Here is a 17,562-nt window from a genome sequence, read left to right as displayed (position 1 = left end):
CCCTCTCCCTCAAGGGAGAGGGAACTTAAATCAAAAACTTTTCTCTGTCGGCTGCCAGGTGCAGAAGTCTTCGTTCGCCACCAGCAGCAGCTGAGAGCCTTCCGGCGCCTCAAGCCACGCCACGCTCACTTCCATAGACGAATGCCGCTGACGGCGCTGAATGTGTTCGGTTGCCCAGGATTCAAGTTCAGGCTTTACGGTCTGCCCTTCGCAGGTGGTCACCGTGCCATCGGCATGCCAGCGCCCCTGGCGCAGCACCACGCGGCCCTGGCGCAGCGCGTCGCTGGTCTGACGGAGCTGTTCGGCGCGGTAGCGGTAAAGGGCGACCTGATCACTGGAAAGCTGCTGTTTCAATCCGCTGACTTCATGCTGCATAAAGCTCAGCTCGCCGTGGTCGTCGAAACGCACCTTCACGTGTTCGGGGGTCTTGCTGTAGATGTTCAGTTCAATCAGCGACAGCGCATCGCCCTGCCAGCGGTACTCTGCGGTCGAGGTGTTGCCGTTATGCCACGGGCTGAACGCGGTAAGCATATGGACTTCATCGCTGGAATCTTTACGCCAGATCCTGACCGCGCCCTGGTTGTCAGCGTAGCCGCTGGCGGTAAACGGGGGGAGTGAGGAGTCATGGCTACAGGCAGACAGCAACAGTACGCCTGCCAGCGCGAGCGTGCCACGCCAGAATGACAAAAGGGGCGTTGCCGCCCCTTCGTTAAAACTGTTCACTGCCACGCGTCTTACTTAACTGCGTCTTTCAGTGCTTTACCAGAAACAAATGCCGGCACGTTAGCTGCGGCGATTTTGATTTCTTTACCGGTCTGCGGGTTGCGGCCAGTACGCTCAGCGCGGTGGTTCACTTTGAAGGTACCGAAACCAACCAGTTGTACAGCATCGCCTTCTTTCAGAGACTCAGTAATAGCAGCCAGGGTAGATTCCAGAGCAGCTTTAGCCTGCACTTTAGACAGATCAGCCTTGTCCGCAATTACATCAATCAGTTGAGTCTTGTTCATAAGTTATCCTTTCAATGTGTTTATCGCTTGCTAAGCATCGAGTGCGACGAAAATGCCAAAAAAGCACTCTCCTGCATACACGCACCGATAGCCACTTTTTTTCGCCCCCCAAATGTAGACCAGACGGGGGGCAGAAGGGAAGAGTCGAGGTGCGACAAAACAGGCGTTAAATCACGTTTTGTTGTCTCATTGGTTAAAAATTATACCAATATTGCTCTCACCGGCCTCACGCAGGTCCGCGCGCAGCCCTTTGATCAGCTCAATATCACGCTCTTCACACTCTGCCAGCAGGCGGAAAATCTCCCACTGAATGTCCCATTCCTGTTCAACCGCCGGGTTAGCACGCAGCTCTTCGTCGGTCATTTCGCGGCCTTCCTGCGTCATTTCCAGCATCGCGACGGTCGTGATGGATGCCTTACTGACTTCAATGGCGTGCTCCAGCGTTTCACCGCTCAGACGGGAGTGGATCAGCTCGCTCAACGCCACGCAGGCGTCGATAGCCGGATAAACGCCGTACAGGTCGTAATCGTCCGCCGCCGGGATCGCCTCTTCCAGCTTTTCGAGCTGTGAATCGAAGTTCACCTTTGCGTCTTTCACCGTCAGCGTCTCCCAGATCAAATCCAGGATACGTCGATAAATCTGGCCTTCGCCAAACTCCGTTTGCTTACAGAACGCGGCATAGTTGGGATACATGCGCTCGCACAGGCAAGCCATAAACGTCACGTGCTGCCAGCTTTCCAGCTTCTCAAGGCGCAGATGAATCGGGTTTTGTAACATGATGATGTCTCGAATCGAAAATTAGCCGCAGTTTACCTGAATCACGGCTGAATTTCCTGCCAACGAATGAATGCCGGACGTGAAGAGGCAACGGCGTCAGCCCAGCGGGTTGGCTCCGGTAACCGGTAGCCCTTCATGCAGCGCTGCACCCACGCCAGCGCGCTGTCCATGCTCACCCGATGCCCGGTGGCGATAAACAGCGGATTACAGCGCGCTTTACTGCGCCAGACCCACGCCAGCTGCTCGCCTTTATGGATAAGCGGCGCCAGCGCGCCCGGTTCGGCAGAAAGCGGCTCAAACGCGCCGCACAGGCGTTTTTTCGCCACGCCGATGGTCGGCACGTCCACCAGCAGACCAAAGTGGCTGGCGACGCCTAAGCGACGCGGATGGGAGATACCGTGCCCGTCAACAAACAGGAGGTCAGGTTTTTGCGAGAGTTGCTCCCACGCGGCCAGCAGCGCGGGGTATTCGCGGAAGGAGAGAAAGCCGGGAATATAGGGCATGGTGGTGGCGATACGCGCCACCTTGTACTCCACCAGCTCCAGCGACGGGTATTTCAGCACCACCATCGCCGCCCGCGTCACTTCACCGCCCTGCTCGAACCCGACGTCCGCCCCGCCAATGTACTGCGGAGGATCCTTATCCAGACGATCCTCGCGGATCACCGATGAAGCCAGTTCGATTTGCTGAGCGCGTAGCGACGCGAGATCCATAACCACTCCTTACTTGTGATACTGGGCAGAAAGCCGATGCACCGCCTCCACAAATACGCCTGCGTGTTCAGGCGGCACATCCTGATGAATGCCGTGGCCGAGGTTAAAGACGTGGCCTTCACCCTGGCCGAAACCAGACAGTATAGTCGACACTTCCTCTTCGATGCGGGCAGGCTGAGCATAGAGCATGGACGGGTCCATGTTGCCCTGCAGCGCCACTTTGTCACCCACGCGGCGGCGGGCATCGGCAATATCGGTGGTCCAGTCGAGGCCCAGCGCGTCGCAGCCGGTGGCCGCCATCGCTTCCAGCCACTGGCCGCCACCTTTGGTGAACAGCGTCACCGGCACGCGGCGACCTTCGTTTTCACGCAGCAGGCCATCGACGATTTTGTGCATGTAGTACAGGGAGAACTGCTGATAATCACGTCCGGTCAGCACGCCGCCCCAGGTGTCGAAAATCATCACCGACTGCGCACCCGCTTTAATCTGCGCGTTGAGGTAGAGCGTAACGCTCTTCGCCAGCTTGTCGAGCAGCGCATGCAGCGCCAGCGGTTCGGCGTACATCATCTTTTTAATCATGGTGAAGGCTTTGCTGCTGCCGCCTTCAACCATGTAGGTGGCCAGCGTCCACGGGCTGCCGGAGAAGCCAATCAGCGGCACTTCGCCCTTCAGCTCGCGGCGAATGGTGCGCACGGCGTTCATCACGTAGCCCAGTTCGCCTTCCGGATCGGGGATCGGCAGCTTATCGACGTCGGCTTTGCTTTTGATCGGCGAGGTAAAGCGCGGGCCCTCGCCGGTTTCGAAATAGAGCCCCAGGCCCATCGCGTCCGGAATGGTGAGAATGTCCGAAAAGAGAATGGCGGCGTCCAGAGGGTAGCGGCGCAGCGGCTGGAGCGTCACCTCACAGGCCAGCTCGGCGTTTTTGCACAGCGACATAAAATCGCCCGCCTGCGCGCGCGTGGCTTTGTACTCTGGCAGATAGCGTCCCGCCTGGCGCATCATCCACACCGGGGTGACATCAACGGGCTGGCGCAGCAGCGCACGCAGATAACGATCGTTCTTCAGTTCGGTCATTTTGCAGTTCCTTATTGCGTCAGTCCGTCAGTGTAACACTACTCATACTCGGCCCGACACATTGCCACGGTATCTTCTATCAGGCGACGCGCCACCGTTCCCGGAGGGGGTAACAGCGGTAAATTGTCGTAGCGGTACCAGTTCGCCTCCAGCAGCTCTTTCGGATCGATAACAATCTCGCCGCTGTCATATTCCGCCATAAACGCGGTCATCAGAGACATCGGGAACGGCCACGGCTGGGAGGTCACGTAGCGCAGGTTCTTCACCTTGATGCTGCTCTCCTCCATCACCTCGCGCGCCACCGCCTGCTCCAGCGTTTCGCCGACTTCGACGAACCCGGCGAGGACGGTATGAATGCCGTTGCGATGACGGGTATGTTGCGCCAGCAGGATGGAATCATCACGGCGGATGGCAACGATGATGCACGGCGCGATTTGCGGGTAGTAGCGTTCACGGCAGTGGCCGCAGAGCAGCGCCCACTCGGTTTTGCTTGGGTGCATGGTGTGGCCGCAGTAACCGCAATATTTGTGCGAACGGTAAAACTCCGCCAGCTGCACGCCCCGCCCCGCCAGCTGGAACAGGCCGACGTCAAGATCTAACACCTGACGTACGGATCCCATATCCTGACGGCGCGCCTGTTGGATCAACCACACGGGATCGCCCTGCCACTCGCCGATCTTCAGCGCGGACTGGCCCACCAGATCGAACGTTTCCGCGGCACCGTAGGGCAACTCTCCTGAGGGCAGCCATAATTTTTGTTCGTGGCTGACGATCCACCAACCCAGATCTGATTTTTCAATAATACGATCCATATCTATTGCACTACCTTCGCTTCACTGACATGTTGTTAGCATTGTGGTTACATTTTGGATAAGCAGATCCCATTCTAAACCTTATGGAGTCGACCATGTTAAACCAGCTGGAAAGCCTGACTGAGCGCGTTGGAGGAAGTAATACCCTGGTGGATCGCTGGCTACATGTGCGCAAGCATCTCCTTGTGGCGTATTACAATCTGGTCGGTCTTAAGCCTGGCAAAGAATCCTTTATGCGGCTGAACGAAAAAGCGCTGGATGATTTTTGTCAGAGCCTTGTCGACTACCTCTCCGACGGCCATTTCAACATTTATGAACGCATTATCCGCGAAATGGAAGGGACAACGCCGTATTTAGCGGCCAGCAAACTCTGTCCGCAGCTGGAAGCCAACACCCAGCAGATCATGGACTATTACGATTCCACGCTCGAGAACGCCATCGATCACGATAACTATCTTGAGTTCCAGCAGGCGCTGTCCGACCTGGGCGAAGCGCTGGAAGAGCGATTCACGCTGGAAGATAAGCTCATCGCCCTCGTACTGGATAACAACCTGAATATCAGCAGCAGCGATAACGTTGCGCGCCCTGCTTGAGTTCTTAACCGTTAACGAGTAATTTACAACCAGTCGCCCCTCTGCGGAGGGGGATTTTTCTTGTCGGAGTGCCCAGTGTGTAAGCACGGGCTGAGACCGTTAATTCGGGATCCGCGGAACCTGATCAGGTTAATACCTGCGAAGGGAACAAGAGTCACGCTGCTGTTGTATCGCCCCTGGGGCGATCTCCTCTTGCTTCATCCGTCGTCTGACAAGCCATGTCCTTCACTTCTGGAATGAGCTATGTCTACAACAAAACTGACCCGCCGCGAACAGCGTGCACAGGCCCAACACTTCATCGACACCCTGGAAGGCACCGCTTTCCCGAACTCGAAACGCATCTACATCACCGGTTCACAGGCCGATATCCGCGTGCCGATGCGCGAAATCCAGCTCAGCCCGACGCTTATCGGCGGCAGCAAAGAGAACCCCCAGTATGAAGACAACGAAGCCGTGCCGGTGTATGACACCTCCGGCCCATACGGCGATCCTGACGTTGCTATCAACGTGCAGCAAGGTCTGGCAAAGCTGCGCCAGCCGTGGATTGACGCGCGTAACGACTGCGAAGAACTGAGCGTACGCAGTTCTGCGTACACCAAAGAACGCCTGGCCGACGACGGCCTGGACGAGCTGCGCTTTACCGGCCTGCTGACGCCAAAACGCGCCAGAGCGGGCAAGTGCGTCACCCAGCTGCACTACGCGCGCCAGGGTATCGTCACGCCGGAGATGGAGTTCATCGCCATCCGCGAAAACATGGGCCGCGAGCGCATCCGCAGCGAAATATTGCGCCACCAGCATCCGGGTGAAGGCTTTGGCGCTCGCCTGCCGGAGAACATCACGCCGGAGTTTGTGCGTGACGAAGTGGCCGCCGGGCGCGCGATTATCCCTGCCAACATCAACCATCCGGAATCGGAGCCGATGATTATCGGCCGCAACTTCCTTGTGAAAGTTAACGCCAACATCGGCAACTCTGCCGTCACCTCGTCCATCGAAGAGGAGGTGGAAAAGCTGGTCTGGTCCACGCGCTGGGGCGCGGACACGGTGATGGACCTCTCCACTGGCCGTTACATCCACGAAACCCGCGAGTGGATCCTGCGTAACAGCCCGGTGCCGATTGGTACCGTCCCGATTTACCAGGCGCTGGAGAAGGTCAACGGCATTGCTGAAAACCTCACCTGGGAAGCGTTCCGCGACACGCTGCTGGAGCAGGCGGAACAGGGCGTGGACTACTTCACCATCCACGCGGGCGTGCTGCTGCGCTACGTACCGATGACGGCGAAACGTCTGACCGGCATCGTCTCGCGGGGTGGCTCCATCATGGCGAAGTGGTGCCTGTCCCATCATCAGGAAAACTTCCTCTACGAGCACTTCCGCGAGATCTGCGAAATCTGCGCCGCGTACGACGTCTCCCTGTCACTGGGCGACGGCCTGCGTCCGGGCTCCATCCGCGATGCCAACGACGAAGCGCAGTTTGCCGAGCTGCACACCCTGGGCGAGCTGACCAAAATCGCCTGGGAGTATGACGTGCAGGTGATGATTGAAGGCCCGGGCCACGTGCCGATGCAGATGATACGCCGCAACATGACCGAGGAGCTGGAGCACTGCCACGAAGCGCCGTTCTACACTCTGGGGCCATTGACCACAGATATCGCACCGGGCTACGACCACTTCACCTCCGGGATTGGCGCGGCGATGATCGGCTGGTTTGGCTGCGCCATGCTCTGCTACGTGACGCCGAAAGAGCATCTCGGCCTGCCCAACAAAGAGGACGTAAAGCAGGGACTGATTACCTATAAAATTGCCGCCCACGCGGCGGATCTGGCGAAAGGCCACCCGGGCGCACAAATCCGCGACAACGCCATGTCCAAAGCGCGCTTTGAATTCCGCTGGGAAGACCAGTTTAACCTGGCGCTGGATCCGTTCACCGCCCGCGCCTATCACGACGAGACCCTGCCGCAGGAGTCGGGCAAGGTGGCGCACTTCTGCTCCATGTGCGGGCCAAAATTCTGCTCGATGAAAATCAGCCAGGAGGTGCGGGATTACGCCGCCGCGCAGACCATTGAAGTCGGTATGGCGGACATGTCGGAAACCTTCCGCGCCAGAGGCGGCGAAATTTACCTCAAAAAAGAGGAGGCGTAATGTACAAGCCCGATTTCCCCTCCGTGCCCTTTCGCTTAGGGCTTTACCCGGTGGTGGACAGCGTGGAGTGGATCGAACGCCTGCTGGAGGCCGGCGTTCGCACCCTCCAGCTGCGCATCAAAGATAAGCGTGATGAAGAGGTGGAGGCCGACGTCGTCGCCGCCATCGCGCTGGGGCATCGCTACAATGCCCGCCTGTTTATCAACGACTACTGGCGGCTGGCCGTTAAGCACCGGGCGTACGGCGTGCATTTGGGCCAGGAGGATCTGGAAACCACCGATCTGAACGCCATTCGCCAGGCTGGCCTGCGCCTTGGCGTTTCAACACACGATGATATGGAAATCGACGTGGCGCTGGCGGCACGCCCCTCCTACATCGCCCTCGGTCACGTTTTTCCGACGCAAACCAAGCAGATGCCTTCTGCCCCGCAGGGTCTGACGCAGCTGGCGAGCCACGTTAAGCGCCTTGCCGATTACCCGACCGTCGCCATCGGTGGAATCAGCCTTGAACGCGCCCCGGCGGTGCTGGAGACCGGCGTCGGCAGTATCGCCGTCGTCAGCGCTATCACCCAGGCGGCAGACTGGCGGTCCGCCACCGCGCAGCTTTTACAGCTGGCAGGAGCAGGCGATGAATGACCGCGATTTTATGCGCTACAGCCGCCAGATCCTGCTGGAGGATATCGCCATTGACGGGCAGCAAAAGCTGCTTGCCAGCCGGGTACTGATTGTCGGCCTGGGCGGATTAGGCGCGCCCGCCGCGCTGTATCTGGCCGGTGCGGGCGTGGGCACGCTGGTGCTGGCCGATGACGACGAGGTGCACCTCAGCAACCTGCAACGGCAAATCCTCTTCACGACTGAAGATGTTAACCAGCCTAAAGCGCAGATCACCCGGCAGCGGCTTAACCAGCTTAATCCGGATATCGAACTGATTGCGCTCCAGACGCGGCTTAGCGGAGACGAGCTGCAACGTGAAGTTGCCCTTGCCGACGCGGTGCTGGACTGCACGGACAACATGGCGACGCGTCAGGCCATCAACGCGGCCTGTGTTGCACAGAACACGCCGCTGATCACCGCCAGCGCGGTCGGGTTCGGCGGGCAGATAATGGTGCTTACGCCGCCGTGGGCGCAGGGCTGTTACCGCTGCCTGTGGCCGGACGAGGCTGAACCGGAGCGTAACTGCCGCACGGCAGGCATTCTTGGCCCGGTGGTGGGCGTGATGGGAACCCTCCAGGCGCTGGAGGCCATCAAGCTGCTCAGCGGCATGGAGACGGAACGCAACACGCTCCGGCTGTTCGACGCCCGCTCCAGCGGCTGGCGCCATCTGGCACTACACCGCGCCAGCCACTGCCCGGTATGCGGAGGCCACGATGCGCATTCTGTTTAACGATGAGCCGATGACGTGCGACGACGGTCTCACCGTTGCCGTCCTGCTCGACAAATTGCGCCAGCTCAAGCCGGGAACGGCGCTGGCGCTCAATCAACAGATCCTGCCGCGCGAGCAGTGGGAACTTCAGCAGGTCAATGAAGGCGACCAGATCCTGCTGTTTCAGGTTATCGCAGGGGGCTGAGATGTTACGTATTGCTGATAAAGTCTTTAATTCACATCTGTTTACCGGTACCGGCAAATTCGCCTCGCCGCAGCTGATGGTGGATGCTATTCGTGAAAGCGGCAGCCAGCTGGTGACGCTGGCGATGAAGCGCGTGGATCTGCGCCAGCACAACGATGCCATACTTGCGCCGCTACTGGAGGCAGGCGTGACGCTGCTGCCCAACACCTCCGGCGCGAAAACGGCCGAGGAGGCGATTTTCGCCGCACAGCTGGCGCGGGAAGCGCTCGGTACCCGCTGGCTGAAGCTGGAAATTCACCCGGACGCCCGCTGGCTGCTGCCCGACCCGATCGAGACCCTGAAAGCCGCAGAAAAGCTAGTGCAGCAGGGGTTTACCGTTCTGCCTTACTGCGGCGCGGATCCCGTGCTGTGTAAGCGTCTGGAAGAGGTCGGCTGCGCCGCCGTCATGCCGCTGGGCGCGCCCATTGGCTCCAATCAGGGGCTGGAAACCCGCGCGATGCTGGAGATCATCATCGAGCAGGCGACCGTGCCGGTGGTGGTGGATGCGGGGATCGGCGTGCCCAGCCATGCCGCGCAGGCGCTGGAAATGGGGGCCGACGCGGTGCTGGTGAATACCGCCATTGCGGTGGCCGACGACCCGGTCATGATGGCGCGTGCGTTTCGTCTCGCCGTGGAGGCTGGCGTGCTGGCCAGAGAGTCCGGCCCCGGCTCGCGCAGTTTTCAGGCACAGGCCACCAGCCCGCTGACCGGTTTTCTGGAGGCGATCTCATGAGCACGTTTACCGAGCGCTGGCGCGAGCTTAACTGGGACGATATTGCCCTGCGCATCAACAGCAAAACGGCGGCTGACGTGGAGCGCGCGCTGAATGCCCGTCATCTGAACCGGGAGGATTTAATGGCCCTGCTCTCCCCGGCGGCCAGCGCCTACCTTGAACCGATGGCGCAGCGCGCTCAGCGCCTCACCCGGCAGCGGTTTGGCAACACGGTGAGCTTCTACGTCCCGCTCTATCTTTCGAACCTGTGCGCCAACGACTGTACCTACTGTGGTTTTTCCATGAGCAACCGCATCAAGCGGAAAACGCTCGATGAAGAGGAGATCGCCCGCGAGTGTGCCGCTATTCGTGAAATGGGGTTCGAACATCTTCTGCTGGTCACGGGCGAGCATCAGGGGAAAGTGGGAATGGACTATTTCCGCCAGCATCTGCCTGCGATACGTCGGGAGTTTGCGTCGTTGCAGATGGAGGTTCAGCCCCTGTCGCAGGACGAGTATGCGGAGTTAAAAACGCTCGGGCTGGACGGCGTTATGGTCTATCAGGAAACCTACCACGAGGCGACGTACGCGCGGCATCACCTGAAAGGGAAGAAGCAGGATTTTTTCTTCCGGCTGGAAACGCCGGACAGGCTGGGCCGCGCCGGGATCGACAAAATCGGGCTGGGTGCGCTAATTGGGCTTTCCGATAGCTGGCGGGTAGATTGCTACATGGTGGCAGAACATCTGCTGTGGCTGCAGCAGCACTACTGGCAGACCCGATACTCCATCTCCTTCCCACGCCTGCGCCCCTGCGCAGGCGGCATTGAACCGGCTTCGCTGATGGATGAACGCCAGCTGGTGCAGACCATCTGCGCGTTTCGCCTGCTCGCCCCGGAAGTGGAGTTATCGCTCTCAACGCGTGAATCCCCGGCGTTTCGCGATCGCGTCATCCCGCTGGCGATTAATAACGTCAGCGCATTTTCCAAAACGCAGCCGGGCGGGTATGCAGACGACCATCCGGAGCTTGAGCAGTTTGCACCGCATGACGGACGGCGTCCGGAAGCCGTTGCCGCCGCCCTGACGGCACAGGGTTTACAGCCTGTCTGGAAAGACTGGGACAGCTGGCTGGGAAGAGCCTCGCAATGACGATGTAACGCACTGCAACACGGTAGAAAATTATCGAGGCGTTACGGAAAGGTAAAACCGGATGATTGTCAGCGATCGTCCGGTTTTTTATTGTCATCAGGTCAGCAACGGATGCTGACCAGGGCGAAAAGCTTCTTCCTCGTTTCGCCCTGCCTCCGATTTCGTGCATAAGAGGGGCGCAAAAGTATGGATAAGGAATTTCTTAGTGATTCTTAAGATAAATCATCTCGCCTGAAATCGTGTTCCGTATAATTCACCGCTAACCGCAGGACAGCGACTATGCTGAGAGGATATCGGCAGACGAAAAATATTCACCATCAGGATCGATGTACAACTCATGGCACTTCACAGCAAAAAGCTCTCTTTCACCCGACCCATTATGCTCAGCTTCGCGGGGATTCTGTGCAGTTTTGCGCTGATCGCGGTCGTGGTAACTCTTTCACAACGAAAGGATTTCCTTGAGGACTATCATAAGATTAATGGCAATTTCACCCATAACCTTGCGGTGAACTACACCGAGTCAATCCTGCGTGAAAACGACTATATCCTGGGCCGCTCCGCGATGTATTTTGCACGCGATGACAGGCTAAACGAGACCCTCAACGTCAACCCGACGCAAGGGCTGCAGATGATGATGCATTTGCAAAACCTGATGCCGACCGTGTCATCCATCTCGCTGGCAGACACGCAGGGACATTATCTGCGCGCCCCGGAAGTGCTCCAGACGGAAAAGAGTAAAACCTTCGATCCCCGGACGCGTCCGTGGTTTGTCGCCCATGCTGAAGCCAGTATATTCAGCCACTACACCCGTCCCTATATGGACTACTTCAACGGTCATCCGACGGTCACACTCTATAAACCGTTGATTTCACCAGAAGGTCGACTTAAAGGTACGATTGCGTTTCATCTCGACTTAACGTCAATGGGCTACACCCTGCGTCAGATGGTCGCCCCTGTTCAGGGGGAATTCTTCGTCGTCGAACGCGATGGCGCCGTCGTGCTGCACCCTGATACGGGCGTGCTTTTCAAACAGTACGTCAGCGAAGCGCTGATGGATAAAATGACCAGCGGCGAAGGCCACCTTTACGATAAGAAAACCGACGCCTGGTATTACTACTACTCATTTACCAATCCAGACTGGTTTGTCATCTACAGGGTCTCTGGCGCAACGCTTACCGATATCACCCGACACGAAACGACAATCGTAGGCTGGGGTTTCGCGCTGGCGGCCATCATTATCATTCTCTTCGGCCTCTATCTGCGTCATGCCTCGCGTACCGTGTTGATGACCATTATCAATGCGATCAAAACGGGCAATGTGAGCCAGGCGCCGCGTCTGGAAGCGATGCTGAGCCACACCATTCAGTCCAATAAAGAGCGTGAGATGGCGTATGTTCGTCAGGCCACTCACGATGCGCTGACCGGCTGCAAAAACCGCCGTGCGTTCGATAACGATGTGGAGGAATTATTAAATGCCCACCAGCCTTTCGCGATGGCGCTGGTTGATATTGATAACTTCAAGTCAATTAACGACACGTGGGGACACCTGAGCGGCGACATTGTCCTGCGTAACGTGGCGCGCGAGGGGATCCAGATAATGCAGCCCCACCACGTCTCGGTCTATCGCTATGGTGGTGAAGAGTTCGCGGTAATTTTCCAGGCCGAGCAGATCGCTGCTGCATTTTCATTGCTTGACGCATGGCGCACCGCCGTTGCAAGACGCGTATGGCGTGAAGACAATCTTCACGTCACGTTCAGCGCGGGTCTGGGTGAATGGCACTTCGAACCGCTGGAACAATTTGTAGGTAGCGTTGATAACGCGCTCTACAGTGCTAAAAAGCAGGGAAAAAACCGTATTGTTCGCACTGCCGTCGGCTGACTTTCTCTCTTACTCGAAGAATTGTAACCGGTTTCAGAAAAATGCCGCTTTCTTTGTGATGCCTGACACACAATCGCGGTAAAGCGGTTGTTGAAGCTCTCTGCGCAGGATAATTATCAATAAACACATGTAGATCGAGGCTGATTATGAAGAACATCGTTTTATGCTGTGCAGCGGGAATGTCAACCAGCATGCTGGTTCAACGTATGAAAGATGCCGCGCAGAAAAAAGGGGTTGAAGTCACCATTAAAGCCGTTCCGGTTGCGGAGTTTAAAGACAATATCGCGACGGCCGACATCGTATTGCTGGGGCCACAGGTCAAATACGAGCAGGCTAAACTGCAGGCACAGGCCGACCCGCTGGGTAAAAAGGTCGCGGTGATCGACATGATGGATTACGGCATGATGAAAGGCGATGCCGTACTGGAAAAAGCGCTTAAACTGCTGGAGTCATAATGGAAGACTTAGAAACCACAATCATGGAACTGCTGGTCAACGCCGGTGCGGCCCGCAGTGCGGCCCTGACGGCTCTGCAGATGGCGCGTAAAGGTGAGTTTGACGAAGCTGAAAAAGCGATGGAAGAATCCCGCGAATATGTGAAGCACGCGCATACGATCCAGACGCAGCTTATTGGACTTGACGAAGGGACCGGGAAATTGCCTGTTAACTTGATCACCGTTCATTCTCAGGACCACCTGATGAACGCGATGGTTATTCAGGATCTGGCGGGCGATATGATTGAGCTTTATCGACGCATCCCGTTAGTGAATTGAAGAAATGCAGATAAACCCGCCGAGGCGGGTTTTTTATTTACGGCATCAACGATTACTCGTTGTCGGAACCGCCCAGACCTGCGTTCAGCAGTTCTGCCAGGCTCGCGGATGCATCTTCAGCAGTAACCTGCGGTGCAGCTGGCAGTTCGCCCGCTGCGCGACGACGCATACGATCCTGATGGTACGCATAACCGGTACCGGCAGGGATCAGACGACCCACGATGACGTTCTCTTTCAGACCGCGCAGTTCATCACGTTTACCAGCAACAGCGGCTTCGGTCAGGACACGAGTCGTTTCCTGGAACGATGCTGCGGAGATGAAGGACTCGGTTGCCAGAGACGCTTTGGTGATACCCAGCAGATCGCGTGCGAAGGTCGCACCGATTTTGCCGTTCGCTTCCAGATCGCGGTTAGCGATCTTAACGCGTGAGTATTCAACCTGCTCGCCTTCCAGGAAGTCGGAGCTGCCCGCGTTTTCGATGGTTGCTTTACGCAGCATCTGACGAACGATAACTTCGATGTGCTTATCGTTAATCTTAACGCCCTGCAGGCGGTATACGTCCTGTACTTCGTTAACAATGTAACGAGTAACAGCATGCACACCACGCAGACGCAGGATGTCGTGCGGCGCTTCTGGACCGTCGGAAACCACGTCACCACGTTCTACACGTTCGCCTTCGAACACGTTGAGCTGACGCCACTTAGGAATCATCTCTTCGTACGGCTCGCTGCCATCTACTGGGGTGATAACCAGACGGCGCTTACCTTTAGTCTCTTTACCGAAGGAGATGATCCCGCTGATTTCAGCCAGGATTGCAGGCTCTTTCGGACGACGTGCTTCGAACAGGTCCGCAACGCGTGGCAGACCACCGGTGATGTCCTTGGTACCGCCGGATTCCTGAGGAATACGCGCCAGGGTGTCACCAGAGCTGATCTGTACGCCATCTTCCAGCTGTACAATCGCTTTACCCGGCAGGAAGTACTGCGCAGGCATATCGGTACCCGGGATCAGAACGTCGTTACCCTGAGCATCAACGATTTTCAGTGCAGGACGCAGATCTTTACCGCCGGTAGTACGTTCAGCAGAATCCAGAACCACCAGAGAAGACAGACCGGTCAGCTCGTCGGTCTGACGAGTAATGGTCTGGCCGTCGATCATATCAGTAAAGCGGATGAAACCACTTACTTCGGTGATTACCGGCATGGTGTGTGGATCCCAGTTTGCAACGGTTTCACCGCCGGCAACCTGCTCGCCATCACCTTTCGCCATAACCGCACCGTAAGGCACTTTATAGCTCTCTTTGGTACGACCGAATTCGTCGATCAGCTTCAGCTCGGTGTTACGAGAGGTCACAACCAGCTTGCCTGCGGAGTTAACAACAGACTTCGCGTTGCTGAGCTTGATGCTACCTTTGTTTTTCACCTGAATGCTGGATTCAGCAGCCGCACGAGATGCCGCACCACCGATGTGGAACGTACGCATCGTCAGCTGTGTACCCGGCTCACCGATGGACTGTGCCGCGATAACGCCGATGGCTTCACCTTTGTTGATGATGTGGCCACGCGCCAGGTCACGACCGTAGCAGTGCGCACACACACCAAAGTCGGTGTCACAGGATACAACGGAACGCACTTTCACAGAGTCAACAGAGTTCGCTTCCAGCAGGTCACACCACTGTTCGTGCAGCAGCGTATTGCGTGGAACCAGAATGTCTGCGGTGCCCGGCTTCAGAATGTCTTCCGCGGTCACACGACCCAGTACGCGATCGCGCAGCGGCTCTTTAACATCACCACCCTCGATAACCGGGGTCATGGTGATACCTTCGAGGGTGCCACAATCGTCTTCGGTCACAACCAGATCCTGCGCAACGTCAACCAGACGACGCGTCAGATAACCGGAGTTCGCTGTCTTCAGTGCGGTATCCGCCAGACCTTTACGCGCACCGTGCGTGGAGATGAAGTACTGGAGTACGTTCAGACCTTCACGGAAGTTCGCGGTGATTGGCGTTTCGATGATGGAGCCATCTGGCTTCGCCATCAGACCACGCATACCTGCCAGCTGACGAATCTGTGCTGCAGAACCACGCGCACCGGAGTCGGCCATCATGTAGATGCTGTTGAAGGAAACCTGCTGCTCTTCGACGCCGTCACGGTTAATCACGGTTTCGGTTTGCAGGTTATCCATCATCGCTTTGGATACACGATCGTTCGCCGCTGCCCAGATATCGATAACTTTGTTGTAGCGTTCGCCCGCGGTTACCAGACCAGACTGGAACTGCTCCTGGATCTCAGCAACTTCAGCTTCCGCTTCAGAGATGATCTCGTGTTTCTTCTCTGGGATGACCATGTCATCGATACCAACAGATGCACCTGAACGCGCTGCATAAGCAAAGCCGGTATACATTGTCTGGTCAGCGAAGATAACGGTCGGCTTCAGACCCAGAATGCGGTAACAGGTGTTCAGCATTTTGGAGATCGCTTTCTTGCCCAGCGCCTGGTTGACGATGGAGAAAGGCAGACCTTTCGGTACGATCATCCAAAGAATGGCACGGCCAATGGTCGTGTCTTTCAGGCTGGTCTTCGCAACGAATTCGCCGTTTGCATCTTTTTCGTATTCGGTGATACGCACTTTAACGCGCGCATGCAGAGAGGCCAGGCCAGCGCGATAAATACGCTCAGCTTCTTTCGGGCCAGTCAGCACCATGCCTTCGCCTTTGGCGTTAACACAGTCACGGGTCATGTAGTACAGACCCAATACAACGTCCTGAGAAGGAACGATAATTGGTTCACCGTTCGCTGGAGACAGGATGTTGTTGGTAGACATCATCAGCGCACGCGCTTCAAGCTGGGCTTCCAGCGTCAGCGGTACGTGAACAGCCATCTGGTCACCATCGAAGTCGGCGTTATAGGCCGCACAAACCAGCGGGTGCAGCTGGATAGCTTTACCTTCGATCAGGACTGGCTCAAATGCCTGGATACCCAGACGGTGCAGGGTTGGTGCACGGTTCAGCAGTACCGGGTGTTCGCGGATAACTTCGTCCAGGATATCCCAAACGACAGCTTCTTCACGCTCAACCATTTTCTTAGCGGCTTTGATGGTGGTGGCCAGGCCACGCAGCTCCAGCTTGCCGTAGATGAACGGTTTGAACAGCTCCAGTGCCATTTTCTTCGGCAGACCGCACTGATGCAGACGCAGGTATGGACCTACGGTGATTACAGAACGACCGGAGTAGTCAACACGCTTACCGAGCAGGTTCTGACGGAAACGACCCTGCTTACCTTTGATCATGTCGGCCAAAGATTTCAGAGGACGCTTGTTAGAACCGGTGATCGCACGACCGCGACGACCGTTATCCAGCAGGGCATCTACCGCTTCCTGCAGCATACGTTTTTCGTTGCGTACGATGATGTCCGGCGCAGCCAGATCCAGCAGACGTTTCAGACGGTTGTTACGGTTGATAACGCGACGATACAGATCGTTCAGATCGGACGTTGCGAAACGACCACCATCCAGCGGAACCAGCGGACGCAGATCTGGCGGCAGAACCGGCAGAACGGTCAGGATCATCCACTCTGGTTTGTTACCAGACTGAACGAACGCTTCCAGCAGTTTGATACGCTTGGTCAGCTTTTTACGCTTGGTTTCGGAGTTGGTTTCGTTCAGCTCTTCACGCAGCTGCTCGCACTCCTGCTCCAGATCCATGCTCTTCAGCAGGGCCTGAATAGCTTCCGCACCCATCTTCGCGTCGAATTCGTCACCGAACTCTTCCAGCGCGTCCAGATACTGCTCTTCAGTCAGGATCTGGTGACGTTCCAGGTTCGTCATCCCGCCTTCGATAACTACATAAGATTCGAAGTACAGAACACGTTCGATATCGCGCAGCGGCATATCCAGCAGCAGACCGATACGGGACGGCAGAGATTTCAGGAACCAGATGTGAGCAGTCGGAGACGCCAGCTCGATGTGGCCCATACGCTCACGGCGTACTTTAGTCTGGGTCACTTCAACGCCGCACTTCTCACAGATCACACCGCGGTGTTTCAGGCGCTTGTACTTACCGCACAGGCACTCGTAGTCTTTTACTGGCCCGAAAATACGCGCACAGAAAAGGCCGTCACGCTCAGGTTTGAACGTACGGTAGTTGATGGTTTCCGGCTTTTTAACTTCACCGAAAGACCATGAACGGATCATGTCTGGCGAAGCCAGAGCAATTTTGATCGCATCAAACTCTTCGGTTTTAGTCTGCGCTTTCAGAAACTTTAATAAATCTTTCACGGATTTGCTCCCGTCGGAGTTAGCACAATCCGGTGCCGGGGGTTAACCCGGCACCAG

General features: G+C 56.9%; 17 protein-coding genes and 1 riboswitch. Of the genes, 10 read left to right on the top strand and 7 right to left on the bottom strand.

The features are described 5' to 3' along the window. Window positions 1-30 precede the first annotated feature (30 nt). The 6 genes from DG357_RS01200 to nudC all read right to left on the bottom strand — a co-directional run bounded on the left by DG357_RS01200 (window position 31) and on the right by nudC (window position 4,383). Window positions 31-723 carry a DUF1481 domain-containing protein gene (locus tag DG357_RS01200; protein WP_028015109.1) on the bottom strand — a complete coding sequence of 231 codons (693 nt, stop codon included), beginning with the start codon at window positions 721-723 and terminating at the stop codon, window positions 31-33. Window positions 724-734: 11 nt separating this feature from the next. Continuing rightward, complete coding sequence (gene hupA, locus DG357_RS01195) at window positions 735-1,007, bottom strand: nucleoid-associated protein HU-alpha (RefSeq protein WP_002445246.1); 273 nt, start codon at window positions 1,005-1,007, stop codon at window positions 735-737. 186 nt (window positions 1,008-1,193) lie between these two features. Continuing rightward, a complete protein-coding gene (locus DG357_RS01190; protein WP_022646712.1) occupies window positions 1,194-1,784 on the bottom strand; it encodes a YjaG family protein in 591 nt (196 codons plus the stop codon). A 41-nt stretch (window positions 1,785-1,825) separates the two neighbouring features. Further along, on the bottom strand, window positions 1,826-2,497 hold the full coding sequence (gene nfi / locus DG357_RS01185) for a deoxyribonuclease V (protein ID WP_010425928.1): 672 nt from the start codon (window positions 2,495-2,497) through the stop codon (window positions 1,826-1,828). Window positions 2,498-2,506: 9 nt separating this feature from the next. After that, window positions 2,507-3,571 carry a uroporphyrinogen decarboxylase gene (hemE, locus tag DG357_RS01180; RefSeq protein ID WP_088204569.1) on the bottom strand — a complete coding sequence of 355 codons (1,065 nt, stop codon included), beginning with the start codon at window positions 3,569-3,571 and terminating at the stop codon, window positions 2,507-2,509. A gap of 38 nt (window positions 3,572-3,609) precedes the next feature. Further along, on the bottom strand, window positions 3,610-4,383 hold the full coding sequence (gene nudC, locus DG357_RS01175; RefSeq protein WP_088204570.1) for an NAD(+) diphosphatase: 774 nt from the start codon (window positions 4,381-4,383) through the stop codon (window positions 3,610-3,612). A gap of 95 nt (window positions 4,384-4,478) precedes the next feature. On the opposite strand from nudC, the gene DG357_RS01170 reads away from it, so the two are divergent. From DG357_RS01170 to DG357_RS01125, 10 genes are all read left to right on the top strand, one after another. After that, complete coding sequence (locus tag DG357_RS01170) at window positions 4,479-4,976, top strand: Rsd/AlgQ family anti-sigma factor (RefSeq protein ID WP_028015105.1); 498 nt, start codon at window positions 4,479-4,481, stop codon at window positions 4,974-4,976. A 54-nt stretch (window positions 4,977-5,030) separates the two neighbouring features. Beyond that, a riboswitch (TPP riboswitch) is annotated at window positions 5,031-5,140 on the top strand. A 79-nt stretch (window positions 5,141-5,219) separates the two neighbouring features. Further along, on the top strand, window positions 5,220-7,115 hold the full coding sequence (thiC, locus tag DG357_RS01165; RefSeq protein ID WP_063155695.1) for a phosphomethylpyrimidine synthase ThiC: 1,896 nt from the start codon (window positions 5,220-5,222) through the stop codon (window positions 7,113-7,115). Continuing rightward, window positions 7,115-7,750 (top strand): thiamine phosphate synthase, encoded by a 636-nt coding sequence (gene thiE, locus DG357_RS01160; RefSeq protein ID WP_088204571.1) that lies wholly within the window; start codon window positions 7,115-7,117, stop codon window positions 7,748-7,750. Before thiC ends, thiE begins: the two co-directional genes overlap by 1 nt. Continuing rightward, window positions 7,743-8,498, top strand: a complete 756-nt coding sequence (locus DG357_RS01155) for a HesA/MoeB/ThiF family protein (RefSeq protein ID WP_028015102.1) — start codon at window positions 7,743-7,745, stop codon at window positions 8,496-8,498. Before thiE ends, DG357_RS01155 begins: the two co-directional genes overlap by 8 nt. Continuing rightward, complete coding sequence (thiS, locus tag DG357_RS01150) at window positions 8,482-8,682, top strand: sulfur carrier protein ThiS (RefSeq protein ID WP_063155690.1); 201 nt, start codon at window positions 8,482-8,484, stop codon at window positions 8,680-8,682. The genes DG357_RS01155 and thiS overlap by 17 nt, the downstream gene beginning before the upstream one ends. 1 nt (window position 8,683) lies before the next feature. After that, window positions 8,684-9,454, top strand: a complete 771-nt coding sequence (gene thiG, locus DG357_RS01145) for a thiazole synthase (RefSeq protein WP_088204572.1) — start codon at window positions 8,684-8,686, stop codon at window positions 9,452-9,454. Further along, window positions 9,451-10,578: a 2-iminoacetate synthase ThiH gene (gene thiH / locus DG357_RS01140; protein WP_063438504.1), complete on the top strand. Its 1,128-nt coding sequence runs from the start codon at window positions 9,451-9,453 to the stop codon at window positions 10,576-10,578. The genes thiG and thiH overlap by 4 nt, the downstream gene beginning before the upstream one ends. 337 nt (window positions 10,579-10,915) lie before the next feature. Further along, window positions 10,916-12,457, top strand: coding sequence for a sensor domain-containing diguanylate cyclase (locus tag DG357_RS01135; RefSeq protein WP_088204573.1), 1,542 nt, complete (start codon window positions 10,916-10,918; stop codon window positions 12,455-12,457). Between the two features lie 146 nt (window positions 12,458-12,603). Further along, window positions 12,604-12,912, top strand: coding sequence for a PTS sugar transporter subunit IIB (locus DG357_RS01130; RefSeq protein WP_010425948.1), 309 nt, complete (start codon window positions 12,604-12,606; stop codon window positions 12,910-12,912). Then, window positions 12,912-13,229 carry a PTS lactose/cellobiose transporter subunit IIA gene (locus DG357_RS01125; RefSeq protein WP_008503455.1) on the top strand — a complete coding sequence of 106 codons (318 nt, stop codon included), beginning with the start codon at window positions 12,912-12,914 and terminating at the stop codon, window positions 13,227-13,229. The genes DG357_RS01130 and DG357_RS01125 overlap by 1 nt, the downstream gene beginning before the upstream one ends. Before the next feature lie 52 nt (window positions 13,230-13,281). Here DG357_RS01125 and rpoC read toward each other — a convergent pair whose 3' ends face one another. After that, a complete protein-coding gene (rpoC, locus tag DG357_RS01120; RefSeq protein WP_028015097.1) occupies window positions 13,282-17,505 on the bottom strand; it encodes a DNA-directed RNA polymerase subunit beta' in 4,224 nt (1,407 codons plus the stop codon). Window positions 17,506-17,562: the final 57 nt, after the last annotated feature.

It is taken from the genome of Enterobacter bugandensis (assembly GCF_900324475.1).
GTDB lineage: Bacteria > Pseudomonadota > Gammaproteobacteria > Enterobacterales > Enterobacteriaceae > Enterobacter > Enterobacter bugandensis.
Note: the sequence above shows the minus strand (reverse complement) of the source record. Positions and strands in the feature narration are given on the sequence as shown.